At 53.2% G+C, this 16,147-nt stretch carries 13 protein-coding genes; 6 read left to right on the top strand and 7 right to left on the bottom strand.

Going from position 1 to position 16,147, the window contains the following annotated elements; translation table 11 throughout:
• The first annotated feature begins 23 nt into the window (after positions 1-23).
• Both ACN0RL_RS10770 and mgtE read left to right on the top strand, forming a co-directional pair.
• Entirely contained in the window at positions 24-1,193 is a 1,170-nt protein-coding gene (locus tag ACN0RL_RS10770) for a potassium channel family protein (RefSeq protein WP_417516562.1), read from the top strand.
• A 21-nt stretch (positions 1,194-1,214) separates the two neighbouring features.
• Positions 1,215-2,558 carry a magnesium transporter gene (mgtE, locus tag ACN0RL_RS10765; protein WP_417516560.1) on the top strand — a complete coding sequence of 448 codons (1,344 nt, stop codon included), beginning with the start codon at positions 1,215-1,217 and terminating at the stop codon, positions 2,556-2,558.
• Here the strand turns inward: mgtE and ACN0RL_RS10760 are convergent.
• From ACN0RL_RS10760 to typA, 5 genes are all read right to left on the bottom strand, one after another.
• A complete protein-coding gene (locus tag ACN0RL_RS10760) occupies positions 2,555-3,445 on the bottom strand; it encodes a CYTH domain-containing protein (protein WP_417516558.1) in 891 nt (296 codons plus the stop codon). The genes mgtE and ACN0RL_RS10760 overlap by 4 nt on opposite strands.
• 96 nt (positions 3,446-3,541) lie before the next feature.
• Positions 3,542-4,525, bottom strand: coding sequence for a porin (locus ACN0RL_RS10755; RefSeq protein WP_417516556.1), 984 nt, complete (start codon positions 4,523-4,525; stop codon positions 3,542-3,544).
• Between the two features lie 325 nt (positions 4,526-4,850).
• A complete protein-coding gene (dtd, locus tag ACN0RL_RS10750) occupies positions 4,851-5,303 on the bottom strand; it encodes a D-aminoacyl-tRNA deacylase (RefSeq protein ID WP_417516554.1) in 453 nt (150 codons plus the stop codon).
• Positions 5,304-5,399: 96 nt separating this feature from the next.
• Positions 5,400-6,362, bottom strand: a complete 963-nt coding sequence (gene pip / locus ACN0RL_RS10745) for a prolyl aminopeptidase (protein ID WP_417516552.1) — start codon at positions 6,360-6,362, stop codon at positions 5,400-5,402.
• Between the two features lie 137 nt (positions 6,363-6,499).
• Positions 6,500-8,311, bottom strand: coding sequence for a translational GTPase TypA (gene typA, locus ACN0RL_RS10740; protein WP_417516550.1), 1,812 nt, complete (start codon positions 8,309-8,311; stop codon positions 6,500-6,502).
• A 616-nt stretch (positions 8,312-8,927) separates the two neighbouring features.
• Between typA and glnA the strand changes: the two genes are divergently transcribed.
• The 4 genes from glnA (at position 8,928) to glnG (ending at position 13,847) form a co-directional block, all read left to right on the top strand.
• Positions 8,928-10,331 (top strand): glutamate--ammonia ligase, encoded by a 1,404-nt coding sequence (gene glnA, locus ACN0RL_RS10735; protein WP_417516548.1) that lies wholly within the window; start codon positions 8,928-8,930, stop codon positions 10,329-10,331.
• Positions 10,332-10,548: 217 nt separating this feature from the next.
• Complete coding sequence (locus ACN0RL_RS10730; RefSeq protein WP_417516546.1) at positions 10,549-11,073, top strand: DUF4124 domain-containing protein; 525 nt, start codon at positions 10,549-10,551, stop codon at positions 11,071-11,073.
• Positions 11,074-11,328: 255 nt separating this feature from the next.
• Positions 11,329-12,426 (top strand): nitrogen regulation protein NR(II), encoded by a 1,098-nt coding sequence (gene glnL, locus ACN0RL_RS10725; protein ID WP_417516544.1) that lies wholly within the window; start codon positions 11,329-11,331, stop codon positions 12,424-12,426.
• Positions 12,423-13,847 (top strand): nitrogen regulation protein NR(I), encoded by a 1,425-nt coding sequence (gene glnG, locus ACN0RL_RS10720; protein ID WP_417516542.1) that lies wholly within the window; start codon positions 12,423-12,425, stop codon positions 13,845-13,847. Before glnL ends, glnG begins: the two co-directional genes overlap by 4 nt.
• 72 nt (positions 13,848-13,919) lie before the next feature.
• Here glnG and ssb read toward each other — a convergent pair whose 3' ends face one another.
• Positions 13,920-14,453 carry a single-stranded DNA-binding protein gene (gene ssb, locus ACN0RL_RS10715; protein ID WP_417516540.1) on the bottom strand — a complete coding sequence of 178 codons (534 nt, stop codon included), beginning with the start codon at positions 14,451-14,453 and terminating at the stop codon, positions 13,920-13,922.
• A gap of 57 nt (positions 14,454-14,510) precedes the next feature.
• Positions 14,511-15,881 (bottom strand): MFS transporter, encoded by a 1,371-nt coding sequence (locus ACN0RL_RS10710; RefSeq protein ID WP_417516732.1) that lies wholly within the window; start codon positions 15,879-15,881, stop codon positions 14,511-14,513.
• Positions 15,882-16,147: the final 266 nt, after the last annotated feature.

Raw genomic sequence — 16,147 nt, 5'->3', positions numbered from 1 at the left:
GAGACTGAACAGGCCAATACCGGATGCTGAGAAACCGCTTTCCCCTCAACGCCGAACATGAGAAAAGCAAAATCCCTATGGGCGGACTCATCAGGAAGCGGGTGAAGCGCCTGTTCATGATTTTGATAGCGCTGCTGACCACCCAGATACTGATTATATGGGCAGTAGAAGATCTGACTCTGTTCGAGTCGCTGTGGATGTCGATGACCACCATCGCTACGGTAGGCTACGGCGACTTCGCACCTGTAACCTACATTGGCCGGATCAGCACCATCCTGCTCATGTTTGTTGGCGCCATCACCCTGCTGACCCTGATTGTCAGTGATTTTATCGAGTACCGGTTCTACCGCCGGGAACGCATTCTCACCGGACGCTGGATCTATAAAATGAACAACCACATTGTCATTATCAATACCCCGAAATACGGCGGCATGACCTATTTCATGCGCTTTGCAACGCAGATCCGCTCAGTACAGGGCTACGAAACCATTCCTATCATGCTGCTTACCCGCGAATTTCCGAGCGGCCTGCCAGCCGAACTGTCGGACCTGGGCATCGTCCATTTCCATGGTTCCGGTTTCGACCCGGACGCGTTGAAAGCCGCACACGCGGGCAGTGCAAAGCACATTGTTGTGTTAGCCCCTGATGAGTCGGACCCCCACTCCGACAGCCTTACCTTCGACATCTCTCATCGCTTGAGCGAGCTCAATCTTGGCCAAAAAACCACAGTAGAGTGTGTTACCGATGCCAACCGCAGCCGTTTCAAGGAACTCGGTGTGCGCGCGGTTATACGCCCGGTTCGCACCTATCCGGAAATCATGGTGCGCTCCGTGGTTGCCCCTGGCTCGGAAAAAGTGCTGGAAGACATGTTCAATTACGAGCACGATCACCCGCATCGCTACGATCTGGAGCTGGACGACCTGAACTGGGCGGATATCGTCAGCGCGCTTATCCGACATGGCATTGGCACAGCACTGGCCTACATCGACAACGATGACGAAGTCATCTGCCATCCAGCCGTAAACAAGGAAATTGAGGGTAAAGGGCTTATTGTACTGGTCAAATCCAACGAAACGCCCGACCTTGAAGTGGTCAAAGAAGCACTGGAGCGATACCGTAAATTTATGGAGAAATGGAGGAATATGCAGGAAGATGCGACCGTAACCGAGCCATCCGCTTCCACTCCACACTGAGCGTTTTTTTAGGCGTTGTTTATGGAATCCTTACTTTTCCAACCGTTGGTGGATGCACTCGCATCCGATCAGCCTCAGTCCGTTGCTGAAGCAGCGAATCTCTTCAACGCTGCGGATCTCGCCGAATTCATCGAGCAAAACATAGAGAATGAAGCGGGCCGCTACGTATTTCAGAATCTTCCTCTGACACTGCGGGCGAAGGTTCTCGGCTACACCACTCCGGATACTCAGCTGCTACTGACCGAGGCAACACCGCTGGCTGAGCTCTCGATACTGACCGCCGAAATGCCGTCAGATGACCGGGTTGATTTTTTCAATCTGCTTGAAGAGAGCCGCCAGAAACAGCTTCTCAGGAAACTTGACCAGGAAGATCGAGACGTTCTGACAGCGCTTCTGGCCCACGCCGAGGGCACTGCCGGCTCATTGATGAGCACGGATTACGCTGTGTTTGAATCAGGCATCACGGCAAGTGAAGCCATCGATATTCTGCGTAAAACAGCCGAAAACAAAGAGACCATCTATCAATCTTACGTTATCGACGGGCACGGGGTACTGATCGGTGTAGTGTCACTGCGCCGCCTCATTGTCGCCAAACCAGACACCCTGATTGACTCACTACTTGCTACAGGTCTGGTGTCTGCTCGTACGGACACATCCCAGGATGATGTCGCCAGGTTGATCACCAAATACGACCTGCTGGCCCTGCCTATCCTGGATCACCACGATCGTCTCGCAGGCATTATCACCTATGATGACGCCATGGATGTTATCGAGGCAGAGGCAACGGAAGATATCCACAAAGGCGGGTCAGTCAGCAACCTCGACACAGGCATTACCACAGCCTCACCCTTCTCGCTGTATCGCTCCCGTATTCAATGGTTGGTTATTCTGGTGTTTGCGAACATCTTTACCGGGGCCGGCATAGCACACTTTGAAGACATAATCGGCGCTCATCTGGCGCTGCTGTTCTTCATGCCCCTGCTGGTTGCCAGTGCAGGCAACGCAGGTGCGCAATCCGCCACATTGGTGGTGCGCGGTATTGCAACGGGAGATGTGGTCAACAGAGACTGGATCCGGCTGTTTAACAAAGAGTTGATTGTAGCAACTGCGTTGGGGCTGACTATGGCACTGACCGTGTGGACTGTGGGTGTATTCCGCACAGAATTGGCTATTGCAACAACTGTTGCCATAACCATGATTGCCGTTGTGCTTGCCGGCGGGCTCATAGGGATATTATTACCGCTACTGCTTAACCGACTCGGCGTAGATCCGGCTGCTGCGAGCATACCGCTTATCACAACAATTGCCGACGTGAGCGGAGTGATGATTTATTTCAGTATTGCCACAATAATCCTGGGACCCTAGGACTGTCGCTCTCTGTTCGACAATAAGCCAAGCTGGCACTGGCCAAGTTCTGGGTTACCGAGCAAATGGCTGATATCTCCGTTCGAGGTCAGATTCTTAACCAGCTCAGAAAAGGATTCACCCAGGCCGCAAGCTTCAGCCTGGGCACCAAGTAAAAGAAGATCAATTCCTTCCAGCGACACCGCATTCTGCTCAAGCCATGCGTTACTTAGCCGCTCCAATAGCCGATCAATGTTGTCGAAGCCGTCGGCTGACATCTCATCACTTTCAGTTTCTTTCGGGCTTTCTACCCGCACCCCTGCAAGATGATAACCCTGCTCTGCTTTGCTGATAAGGTTGAGAAAGACCGGGCAGTGCCGGGCGAGCCTTTCAGCCCAGACCAGAAGTCGGGAAGGGTTGCCGGATTTAAGCTCAAACTCTACCTCATGAAGCGGTTTCTGGAGTGAGCCGGCAACAATTACACCGCTGTCCAGAGCGCATTCGATTATCGCCTCACCATCGTCCAGCATCACCACCTGCCGGGTAAAATTGGTTTCGAACATTGGTGCCAGCCGGGCCAGGTTTACGTCATTCGCCAGCGGCGTATCTGCAAGCATGCCCAGTGAAAGCGAGGGCCCGGGAACAGGCCATTCCCACTCCTGCCGACGATGAGCACCATTAACAAACTCCCCCCGGGTCTTGAAGGTCTGGATGAACTGTGCCCCAACCTGGCGTACACGAAGGGCTGCGTGTTGACGGTTAAGCTCCGCATCAGGCGTATCGTAATAGCAGTTTACGAGGTCCTTCCTGGCGCCTTTCATCGCTTCAGGCTGCGCTAGCAGCCATTTCAGAGCCTCAATGAGACTGGCAGGTTCAAGACTCAGCTTTATTTCCAATTCTTCAGCCATACCTTTCCCATTTTTATATTCTGCACGCTAAAAAGAAAAAACCGGCGACCCTGAGGTCACCGGTTTTCAATACTAACTGATTAGCTGGTTAGCTGATCAGAAGTAGTAGACCGCACCAACTGCTGCGATGGAGCGCTCGTCACCAGAGTTGCCTTCCAGTGTGTACTCAGCAGCGTTGTCGGCGTTGGACAGGTAGCCTTCAACGTACACGTACATGTTGTCAGACAGGTTGTGCAGAGCCTGCAGCGCAATAGTGTCGTCTTTGTCGCCAGAAACGTCGTTGTCACGCAGCTGGTAAGACAGAGCGAACTGGTTCGCGCCCAGAGTGTATACACCCATCAAACCAAGAACGTCTGCCACATCTTTACGGGTCTCGTAAGAAGCCGTCAGGCGCAGGTCGTCCAGATTGAAGCTGGCACGCAGACCATAGGTGTTTTCGTTGTTGATGTCGGGGCCGTTACCGGAATATTCAGTAGTGCCGTCGTTGGAGTCCATGGCAAATGCCAGCTCCAGAGCGTCTACTTTGTACATTGCTGCCAGCTGGTACGGGTATGACTTACCACCTGTGGTGTTGTCGCCGTTAACCTGAACAGCAGCACCAACAGTCAGGCCGCCGAAGGACGGGGACAAGTACTGAACCAGGTCACCCTCACCGGTTTCATAGTTGCCGCCGATGTTGGAGCCTACTTCGTAGAAGTTGTAGATCTCATCGATCGCTGATTCGTACATGGAATCGTCGGAACCAACCCATACCTGGCCAAAGCTGTCGCCTTTAACACCAATGTAGGCTTCGTCAAGGCTATCGATACCATTGCTGTTGGCTTTGTCGTCAGCGCCGATACCTTCGAGTTCCAGCTTCAGGAAGCCGGTGATGCCAGGAGCGATTTCGTGATCGTGAGACACACCCAGAGTGGTGCCGTTGTCAAAGTGATCAACTACTGAGCCTGCGCCATCTACGTTAGTGTGGGTGATCGCATACTGAATGTTACCGTACACAGTCGGCAGGTTACTTTCCTGAGCCAGCGCGGTACCGGAAATAGTGGCGGCAGCGATAGCAGATGCAATGAGTGTTTTTTTCATGTTGTATGTCCTTTTGCGAGTTATGTCAGGTTTTAACAACGGGTTAATCCCGATTTCTGTGAGGCGCCCCAGAACAACTGGATGGCTCCAACCGTATTGCTTCCGCATGTCAGAATGATGACATGACAGCAACTTTTCTTATTATTGAGACCTGAAATTAATCAGATCTATATAGTTCAGCTACTTACAGCACTCTTTTAAAGCACTGGATGATGACACTGTTGTAATACACCAGAGCCTTTTTTGCAAACATTTAATGCTAGTTCTTTAGCTTATTTGGCAGCAGAACATTTGGCTCTTATTCCTCAATTCCGCTGCAGTTCGATTACCTTTTCCGGCTTGAGAGCATAAATGTTGCAGGGCCATCGTTAACCAGGCTCACTTTCATATCAGCCCCGAAATGACCCTCTTTAACTCTCTCCTCACCCATTTCTGCCCGGGAAAGAGCAATGAAGCCAGCACACATTTCATTAGCAACATCCGGGCCAGCCGCTAAAGAGAAACCCGGGCGGGTACCAGAGGAGGTATCCGCAGCAAGTGTAAATTGGGGAACAACGAGAAGAGCACCACCAGTGTCAAGTACACTTCGGTTCATACGGCCCGCTTCATCGGGAAAAATACGATAAGTAAGAACTTTTCGGCACAGTTCCTTTGCCTCATTCAGCCCGTCTCCCTGCTCTACGCCCAAGAACAAAAGGATGCCTGATCCTATCCTTGAAATTTCTCGGCCATCGACTTCGACACTCGCTTCCGACACCCGCTGAACAAGCCCTTTCATCCGGTATTCTGAACGCTCCGACCAAATGAGAATTAAAATCAGGTAAGAGTGTATCCATGCTCACAGATTCCCGCAACCCTTTCGAGCTATAAGATATCAGCCCGCATTTTTGCCGGCTTTAGCGATCACTTCATCAACACCGCGCATGAGTGCGTCCACAATGGCGGGCTCGGAGGCTGAATGACCCGCGTCGCGAATAATACGCAAATCTGCTTCCGGCCATGCACTGCTGAGGGCAAGCGCATTGTCCAGCGGGCAAACCATATCGTAGCGACCATGAACAATGATACCGGGGATGTCCCGGAGCTTGTGCGCATCTCTTATAATCTGATCATCCTCGAGAAACGATGCGTTCATGAAGTAGTGACATTCTATACGCGCCAACGCGATCGCAACGTGGGGATGGCCAAAATGTTCAACAACGCCGGGGTTAGGATGCAGAGTCGCACAACGCCCCTCCCAGACCGACCAGGCTTTTGCCGCCTGAATCTGCTCCAGTTCGTTGGCACTGGTCAACCTGCGATAGTAGGCGCTCACCATATCCCCGCGCTCGTTCTCAGGTATCTGCGCCTCGAACTCCTGCCAGTAATCCGGGAATACCCGGCTTGCGCCATCCTGGTAAAACCAGGAGATATCTCTCGGCCGACATAGAAAAATGCCGCGAAGAACAAGGCCCAGCACTCGCTCGGTATAGGTCTGGGCGTATACCAGGCTGAGAGTTGACCCCCAACTCCCACCGAATAACAGCCAGCGATCAATACCCAGAAACGTACGGATGGTTTCCATATCCTGAACCAGCTTATCGGTACTGTTTCCTTCCAGCTCCGCCAGAGGCGTGGAGCGGCCGGCGCCGCGCTGATCCATCAGAATAATCCGGAAACGTTCAGCATCAAAAAAACGGCGATGATAATCCTCGCAACCACCCCCCGGGCCTCCGTGAACGAAAAGCACCGGTATGCCATCAGGATTCCCGCTCTCTTCGATATACAGCTCATGAGGCGCCTCAACCGCCAGCCGGTGTTTGGCGTAGGGTTTAATATCCGGGTACAAGTTAAGCATGGGGCAGTCCGCCGATCCGATAGGGTTTGTTAGCATTGTAGCGGAGTTGATTAGTCGATGGGCGAGCTTTGTAAAAGCATGAATACAAAAAAAGGCCGGGGCTGTTGCCAGCGCCGGCCTGATTCAGAGCGTGAGCGTTACTTCTTGCCCGCGCGCTTACGTTCGTTCTCGGTAAGGTGTTTCTTGCGCAGACGAATAGACTTTGGCGTTACTTCAACCAGCTCGTCGTCGTCAATAAATTCCAGCGCCTGCTCAAGAGTAAACTTGATCGGCGGCACCAGCGCAATGACTTCATCCTTGCCGGAAGCACGCATGTTATCAAGCTTCTTGCCCTTGGTCGGGTTAATCACCAGGTCGTTATCACGACTGTGGATACCACAAAGCTGCCCCTCGTAGACTTCCTGACCCGGGTCGAGGAAAAGCTTGCCGCGGCTCTGGAGCGTTTCCAGAGAATAAGTCAACGCGGTGCCCTTGGCCATGGAGACAAGAACGCCATTCTGGCGATTGGTCACATCACCCACCTTGATGGGCCCGTAATGACTGAAGGTCGACGTCAGAATACCCGTGCCCGATGTCATGGTCAGGAAGGTGTTGCGGAAGCCAATCAGACCACGTGCCGGAATAGTGTATTCCAGGCGCATGCGGCCCTTGCCATCCGGAACCATGTTGGTCAGGTCGCCTTTACGCAGCCCCATCTGCTCCATCAAAGGACCCTGATGCTGCTCTTCGATGTCGACAATGACGTTCTCGTATGGCTCCTGCTTTTCGCCGTCCACTTCCTTGATAACCACTTCGGGGCGGCCTACCGCCAGCTCGAAGTTTTCGCGACGCATGTTCTCGATCAGGACCGACAGGTGCAGCTCACCGCGGCCGGACACCTTGAACTTGTCCGCCGACTCGCCTTCTTCAACGCGCAGGGCAACGTTGTGAAGTAGTTCTTTTTCCAGACGGTCCTTGATGTTCCGGCTGGTTACGAACTTGCCCTCTTTACCGCAGAAGGGCGAATCATTGACCTGGAAGGTCATGGATACGGTAGGCTCATCTACCGTCAGCGGAGGCAATGCCTCAACATTATTCATGTCGCACAGGGTATCAGAGATGTACAGCTCATCCAGACCACTCACACAGACGATATCGCCCGCTTGAGCTTCGTTCACTTCTACCCGGTGCAGGCCGGAGTGACCCATGATTTTCAGGATACGGCCCTGGCGCTTCTTGCCATCGGCGCCGATGGCGATCACCGGCGTGTTGGTCTTGACTTTGCCGCGAGCGATACGCCCGATACCGATCACGCCCAAAAAGCTGCTGTAGTCCAGTTGCGAGATCTGCATCTGGAAAGGGCCATCCATATCCACCGAAGGTGCAGGCACGTGGTCGACAATCGCCTGGAACACAGCATCCATATTGTCGCTTAGATCTTCATGGTCCAGGCCGGCAATACCATTCAGTGCACTGGCATAAACAATGGGAAAGTCCAGCTGCTCGTCGGTGGCACCCAGGCTGTCAAACAGGTCAAAGACCTGATCCACAACCCAATCCGGGCGCGCGCCTGGACGGTCAATCTTGTTCACCACAACTATCGGGCGCAGCCCGGCAGCGAAAGCCTTCTGGGTTACAAAGCGGGTCTGCGGCATGGGCCCGTCGATGGAATCGACTACCAGCAGCACACAATCGACCATGCTCATTACACGCTCTACTTCGCCACCAAAGTCCGCATGGCCCGGGGTGTCTACGATGTTGATGTCGTAGCCGTTCCACTTCAGTGCGGTATTTTTGGCCAGAATGGTAATGCCACGCTCTTTTTCCTGGTCATTGGAATCCATGACGCGCTCGTTTTCGAGCTCTTTGCGATCCAGTGTGCCAGAAAGACGCAGAAGCTTGTCTACGAGGGTGGTCTTACCATGGTCAACGTGGGCGATGATGGCGATATTACGAAGTTTCTCAATCACAAAATTATTCCTGCGGCATGCACTCAATGACCTGAGAGGGTCGTTCACGGGCAACGCCCGCACATGCCATCTCAAATCCGTAAAATGGACTCATCTACCGAAGCCTGATGGCCCGGCGCCTCACATGTGCCTGTCAGATCGATGATCCGGGCACGTGTGGAGAAAATGAAGCGGCGCGCAGTATATCGAAAACTCTGCGCCGTTTATATGAAGAAGAACGCCTATTTCTTAATCAATCTCACCCGGGCAACACTACGCACCAACTTGGAGCAATGTCATAAGCGCCCCCTTCAACATGCACCATTATAAAGCACCATCTCACTATTGTGGCATGCAGATCACCAACATCCATCCGCACAAACTGTGCTGCCGCCCCATTACCTTGCCGGAATAACCGCTACCACGGGATAAACAATCAAAACTGGCAAGCACCTTGCTTTAATACACCCATCAGGTTTTTCGAGTATCTGTAAAGCCGAAATGTGAAGGTAACAATCAACAGCTTTTGCTAAGCTGCGCAAACCTGAACAACAAACCGGAATTCAGCCCGAAAGCGCAATCCGGAAGATGATCACGAATACACCCGCGGTGCGGGATTACTTATGGAGCAATCACAATGTCCAAGACAGTTGATTTGATTAAAGAACACGAAGTCAAATGGGTTGATATGCGTTTCACCGATAGCCGGGGTAAAGAGCAGCATGTCACCATCCCGGCAACTGAAGTCGACGAGGATTTCTTTGCGGAAGGCAAGATGTTTGACGGTTCTTCCATCGCCGGCTGGAAAGGCATCAACGAATCCGACATGATTCTTATGCCGGACGACACCAGCTCCGTTCTCGACCCGTTCACTGAAGAAAGTACCGTTAACATTACCTGTGACATTGTTGAGCCTTCTACCATGCAAGGCTACGAACGGGATCCGCGCTCTGTTGCCCGTCGTGCCGAAGAATATCTGAAATCCACTGGTATCGCAGATGGTGCGCTATTCGGCCCTGAGCCAGAGTTTTTCGTATTCGATTCTGCGAAGTGGAAAACCGACATGCAGGGCTCCATGTATTCACTTCACTCAGAAGAAGCGGCATGGGTTTCCGGTGACGACTTTGATAACAACAACATTGGCCACCGCCCGGGCGTGAAAGGCGGCTATTTCCCTGTACCTCCCGTAGACAGCCTGCATGACCTGAGGGGTGCTATGTGCGCCGCCATGGAATCCATGGGTCTGGTTATTGAAGTACACCACCATGAGGTAGGCACGGCAGGCCAGTGCGAAATTGGTGTCGGCGCCAACACGCTGACCAAAAAAGCCGATGAAGTCCAGATCCTCAAGTACTGCGTGCACAACGTGGCTCACGCCTATGGCAAAACTGCCACCTTTATGCCCAAGCCCGTGGTCGGCGATAACGGCTCCGGCATGCACGTACACATGAGCCTGAACAAAGACGGCAAAAACCTGTTTGCTGGCGACAGCTATGCCGGACTGAGTGAAATGGCGCTTTTTTACGTCGGCGGCATCATCAAACACTCCAAAGCGCTCAACGCGTTTACCAACCCGGCTACAAACAGCTATAAGCGTCTGGTACCGCACTATGAAGCACCGGTTATGCTGGCTTATTCTGCGCGCAACCGCTCAGCATCAATCCGCATTCCATATGTAACCAGCCCGAAAGCCCGTCGTGTGGAAGTTCGCTTCCCGGATCCGGCTGCAAACCCATACCTGGCGTTTTCTGCGCTGATGATGGCAGGCCTCGACGGCATCCAGAACAAGATCCACCCTGGCGATGCCATGGACAAGGATCTGTACGACCTGCCTAAAGAAGAAGCCCTTAGCATTCCGAAAGTGGCTGAAACCCTGCAGGAAGCTCTGGATTGCCTGAAAGAAGACCATGAGTTCCTGACCCGTGGCGGCGTATTTACTGAGGATATGATTCAGGGCTACATCGATCTGAAGCGTGGCGAAGTTGAGCGCATCAACATGACCACCCATCCGGTCGAGTTCGAGCTTTACTATTCTTGCTGAACCAGCACCGGCAGTTCCTGCTTAAACCATTCTTACGGTGAATAGCAGCCTCAGAAGCCTCGCTCCCAAAGAGCGGGGCTTTTTTTCGGGCTGCTTTTGTGATCTTCCGCACACTGCCGCCGCCCTTAACGATATGTAACCAACATCTCCCTCTACTGCATTGAAAAGGCCCGCCCGGCCATTGATAATCAATTCAAACAATACACAGGTTGTGATTATGAACCGCAAGCTTGGAATCATCGCAGGGCTATCGCTCCTGATCGCAGGCCCCGTGGCCGCAGAGGTCTACCGCAATGTGGACGCTCAGGGAAATGTAACCTTCTCCGACGAGCCGTCGAAAGGCTCAGAGGCGGTAAAGGTTAAGCCGGTGACTACGATTACGCTCCCCAAACCGCAAAATGTCCGGGAAACCGACAAACTCCGGGAAGAAGTAAAACGTGAGGGCTCAATTTATGAGAGCGTCTCATTTACTTACCCTGAAGATGAACAGGCGTTCCACACCGGCAGTGGCGACGTGCGTTTTGAAATGCGCAGCTCGCCAGGTCTTGAACCGGGTCACAAATATGAAGTAACGCTGGATGGCCAGCCAGTGGGTCAGAGTTCTTCCGGCACGGTTACCGTCAGCAATGTGTTCCGGGGCACGCACGAGGCCGGCATTCACATTGTGGATAAAAATGGCGTTCAGATTAAAACCGGCAACTCGATTCGATTCACCGTTCATCGCCCTTCTACTCAGAATTGACGCCCTACAATTGCACCAATACGGTGCAATTGCATCATGATTGTGCAAAACTTCGGGCAACAATGGAGCAATGCCTCAAGCTGCCCGGCCCTTTTCATTGCAATCCCGCCCTGAAATGACGCGCCTCCAGCCGACTTCTCCCTTGTTTGGCCAAGTAACCCAACTGCACTCTGAAACTGGTTCAATTTTTGCTAATTCCTGTTACAGCAGAAACTAAACCCCGCTCTCCCGGCTTAACTCCAACAGGAAGCCCGTATGGCAATCACATCCGCCAGCGCAGACATGTACAAGAACATGCTGGAGCATCTTACGACCGCAGTTCTGGTTCTGGAGAGCGATCTTATAATCCGTTACCTGAACCCCGCTGCCGAAAGTCTCTTTGAGACCAGCATGACTCGCAGTTCAGGGCTTCATCTCCGCGATATCCTTCTTGATGCGGAAAGTACATTTAATACCCTGCACACTGCAGCTGAGTCAGGCCAGTCCTATACTCGCAGAGAAACGGAATTCCTTCTTCCCGGCGGATCCCAGAGAGTTGTGGACTATTCAGTTTCACTCCTTGACCAAGACCCTGCAGTGTTGCTTCTGGAGGTACAACCTCGGGACCGCCTGCTGCGGATAAGCAGAGAAGAAGACCTGATATCCCAGCAGGAAACCACACGGATCCTGGTGCGGGGCATGGCGCATGAGATAAAAAATCCTCTAGGAGGAATTCGCGGTGCCGCTCAGTTACTCGATCGCGAGCTATCCAGCGCAGATCAGCGCGAATATACCCGGGTCATCATTGAAGAGGCGGATCGCCTGCGCAGCCTTGTTGACCGCATGCTAGGCCCCAACAAGGCGTTGAAACCGGCACCTGTCAATATTCATGAAATCCTCGAACGTGTGCGCACCCTGCTGGAAGCAGAGTCTAAAGGCCGGGTACTGTTCCAGCGTGACTACGACCCCAGCCTGCCGGAGTTTTTGGGCGATAAAGAGCAGCTCATTCAGGCCTTTCTCAACATTGCCCGCAATGCGATGGAAGCGGCCTTTGAAAGCGAGACCATTCGTTCAGAAGAGCAGAAAACACCCACCATTACTTTTCGCACTCGTGCCCTGCGCCAGGTCACCATCGGCCCCAGGCGTCACCGGCTTGTGTGCCGGATAGACATTATCGATAACGGGCCGGGGATCAGCCCCGAACTCCGTCAGAATATTTTCTATCCCATGATCAGCGGCCGCGCCAATGGCACAGGGCTCGGGCTATCCATTACCCAAGGCATTATCAGCCAACATCAAGGACTGGTGGAGTGTGAGAGCGAGCCGGGTCAGACAGATTTCATCATCTTCCTGCCACTGGAGGGCACATCATGAGCCAACAACCCGCAAACATCTGGATCGTCGATGACGATCGCAGCATACGCTGGGTGCTGGAACGCGCCCTGAGCCAGGCCGGCATGCAGCCTACCGTTTTTGAGAGTGGTGAGAATATAATGAGGCGACTGGAGCATGAACAGCCAGATGCCATAATCAGTGATATTCGAATGCCCGGTGTTGATGGCATAACCTTGCTGTCACACATCGTCGAAGCACATCCAGACGTGCCCGTCATTATAATGACCGCCCATTCAGATCTGGAAAGCGCCGTTACAAGCTATCAAACAGGTGCTTTCGAGTATCTTCCCAAGCCATTCGATGTGGATGACGCGGTTGCCCTTGCAAAGCGAGCGGTCGCTCACAGCCACGAAAAGCGGGCAGCATCTCAGCCGCAAGCGGAAACCCTTCGGCGCAGCACCGAAATTATCGGTGAGGCACCCGCCATGCAGGAAGTTTTTCGCGCTATCGGCCGGCTTTCCCATTCCAACATCACTGTCCTGATCAACGGCGAAAGCGGCACAGGAAAAGAGCTGGTTGCCCAGGCACTGCACAATCACAGCCCCAGGGCCCGTCATCCGTTCATAGCACTCAATATGGCCGCTATTCCTCGGGATTTAATAGAGTCAGAGCTCTTCGGCCATGAAAAAGGCGCATTTACCGGGGCCACGGCGGTCCGCCAGGGCCGGTTTGAGCAAGCCAATGGTGGTACCCTGTTTCTCGACGAAATCGGTGATATGCCGGGCGATACCCAGACCCGGCTGCTGAGAGTTCTGGCAGATGGGGAGTTCTACCGCGTTGGTGGCGCCACACCCATCAAGGTTGATGTTCGCATCATCGCCGCCACGCACCAGAACCTGGAAAAGCTCGTTCAATCCGGCTCCTTCCGGGAAGACCTTTTTCACCGATTGAACGTTATTCGCGTGCACCTGCCGAAGCTGGCTGAGCGCAGCGAGGACATTCCCCGATTGATGCAGCACTTTTTGCAACAGGCCGCCAGGGAGCTTTCCGTAGAGCCTAAAATTCTGCGCCCGGAAGCCGAAAACTACCTCACAACGCTGCCCTGGCCCGGCAACGTGCGTCAGCTTGAAAACACGTGTCGATGGCTCACAGTCATGGCCAGCGGACGAGAGATTCACATTGACGACCTGCCGCCGGAGTTGCTGCACCAGAATGAAGCTCACGCTACGGGAATAACATGGCAGGAGGGGCTTAAAAATTGGGCTGATCAAGAGTTAAAAAGAGGAGGAAAGGCAATTCTTGGGTCGGCCCTGCCAGAATTTGAAAAAATTATGATTGAGACCGCTCTGAAGCACACCGGGGGGCGTCGCCGGGATGCATCGATTCTTCTTGGCTGGGGACGTAACACGCTTACACGCAAAATCAATGAGCTGGGTATGGATAGCATCGAGGAGGAGTAAGCGTGAGACCGGGGCGGATATAAAAAACGGCTGCCGAAGCAGCCGGTTTTTGCAGATTTAAACCGCCGAACACTAGAAGGGGATATCGTCATCAAAATCATCAACCGGCTCAGGCATGCTGCTGCCCTGTGATGGCTGATTTTGGCCCTGATTCTGATTGTAACCACCCGACTGTGCCGGCTGCGGATTATTCTGGGGCTGAGTCGATTGCTGCTGAGGACGCCCGACAGGTGCGCCCTGGCTCATACCACCTTCACCGCCACGGCTATCCAGCATCTGCATCTGGCCGTTAATGTCTACAACCACCTCGGTGGTGTAAACGTCCTGACCTTCCTTGTTCTGCCATTTGCGGGTTTGAAGCTTGCCCTCGATGTAGACTTTGGAGCCTTTACGCAGATACTGGCCTGCAATCTCGGCAATCTTCCCGAACATGACAATGCGATGCCACTCGGTTTTTGGAACCATCTGGCCGGTTTGACGATCCTTGTAACTCTCGTCGGTCGCAAGGTTCAGATTCACCACGGCATTGCCATTGGGAGTATACCGGGTATCCGGATCCTGCCCGAGATTCCCGATAAGAATAACTTTGTTTACGCCTCTTGCCATGTTCTGCTCCTGATTCTGTTTTCAGCGACACCCGCATTCCTTGCGGGCCTCCGGATTTCAAGAATTGCCACCCTGCCGGACGAATGGAAAGTCCGCGAGTAGCGCCTCATCAAAGTGCTGTCGATCCACCTTGAGATAGGCGGTGGCAGCGTTCTCCACAATGACCACATCCTGCACACCCGGCAAGCGACGCAGACTGCTATCAACATCTTCATACTGGTCGTTCGCCAACTCACGCAACTGTACCACGAAACCTGAATTGTGGCTTGGTGCCGGCATACTAAGAGCGACCAATAACCACAGCCCGAGGACGCTCACCATAAACCAGACAACCCCTTCAATTCCAGCTTGCTGCAGCAGGTAACCGCCAAACGCGCCTCCCAGGAAGGCGCCCATGAACTGAGATGTGGAATACACGCCCATGGCCGTTCCCTTACTCGCCGCCGGTGCCTCTTTACTGATCAGAGACGGCAGGCTGGCTTCCAGCAGATTGAAGGCCATAAAAAAGAAAAACATCACAACCCAGGCAAAGACAAGACTGGTAGACACACCTGATAGCCCCGCGGTCGCCATGGCCAGTAGAGCAATGGCACCACAGAGCACCGGCTTCATCATGCGTTTTTTCTCGCCAATAATGATAAAAGGCACCATGGCAAAAAATGAAGTGATCATAACACTCAGGTAAAACCACCAATGGGAACCGCTGGCCAGCCCGAGCTGATTCTGCAGAACCGATGGAAACACCAGAAACAGCGAAGTAAGCACCAGATGCAGTGCGAAAATACCGAAATCCAGTCGCAATAACCGCTTGTCAGACAGAACTCTTCCGAGCATTGCTTTTGCAGGATGAGTGTCAGCACTGACCCTATGCTGATGCGGTGTAGGCACCACACGGCTGACGATGAACAGAGCAATCATGGCCAGTACGGCAGTGGCGTAGAAAATCCCCGACAAGCCCCATACCGAACCCAGCAGCGGGCCCAGCACCAGCGAGACAGAGAAGGAAAGCCCGATAGAGATACCGACCGTCGCCATGGCCTTGGTTCGCTCTTCTTCCCGGGTCAGGTCACTGAGCAACGCCATGAGCACGCTGGCAATAGCGCCTGCGCCCTGAAGAATCCGACCGGCGATAACAACGTATATTGAATCCGCAGAGCCTGCCAGTATGCTGCCCGCAGCAAATAGAACCAGGCCGAAATAGATCATGCGTTTGCGGCCAACGCGATCTGAAAGCAGGCCAAAGGGGATCTGGAGCAAGGCCTGGCTCAGACCGTAGGCACCAATGGCAAAGCCAAGTAATGCCGGAGTTGCACCTTCAAGGCTGTCACCCAGCAACATGAATACTGGCATGATCATGAACAGCCCAAGCATGCGTATGGCGTAAACCGATGCCAACGCAAATACGGAGCGTTTTTCCAGCGCATTCATGGCAATTGGCTCCTCTCCTGGGGTTGAAAGCTTAGCCTTGCGAAAGAACATATCTTTTGCAGGCGGCGCATTGTAACAGAAGGTTCTCCGGCGGGGCACAAGTACGACTTTATCGGCATTTTCGCCGCGGCCGGTGTAACGCGGTATAATTTCCGTTTTTTCTCCAAGCGAGGTGTTATGGATCATATCCAGATCAAAGGGGCACGGACCCACAACCTGAAGAACATCGACCTGGATATCCCAAGGGACAAACTGATCGTCATTAC

The sequence above is a fragment of the Marinobacter sp. genome, from assembly GCF_048259445.1.
In the GTDB taxonomy this organism is placed as follows: Bacteria; Pseudomonadota; Gammaproteobacteria; order Pseudomonadales; family Oleiphilaceae; genus Marinobacter.
The sequence above is the reverse complement of the archived record's forward strand: the minus strand, read 5'-3'. Positions and strand labels throughout refer to the sequence as shown.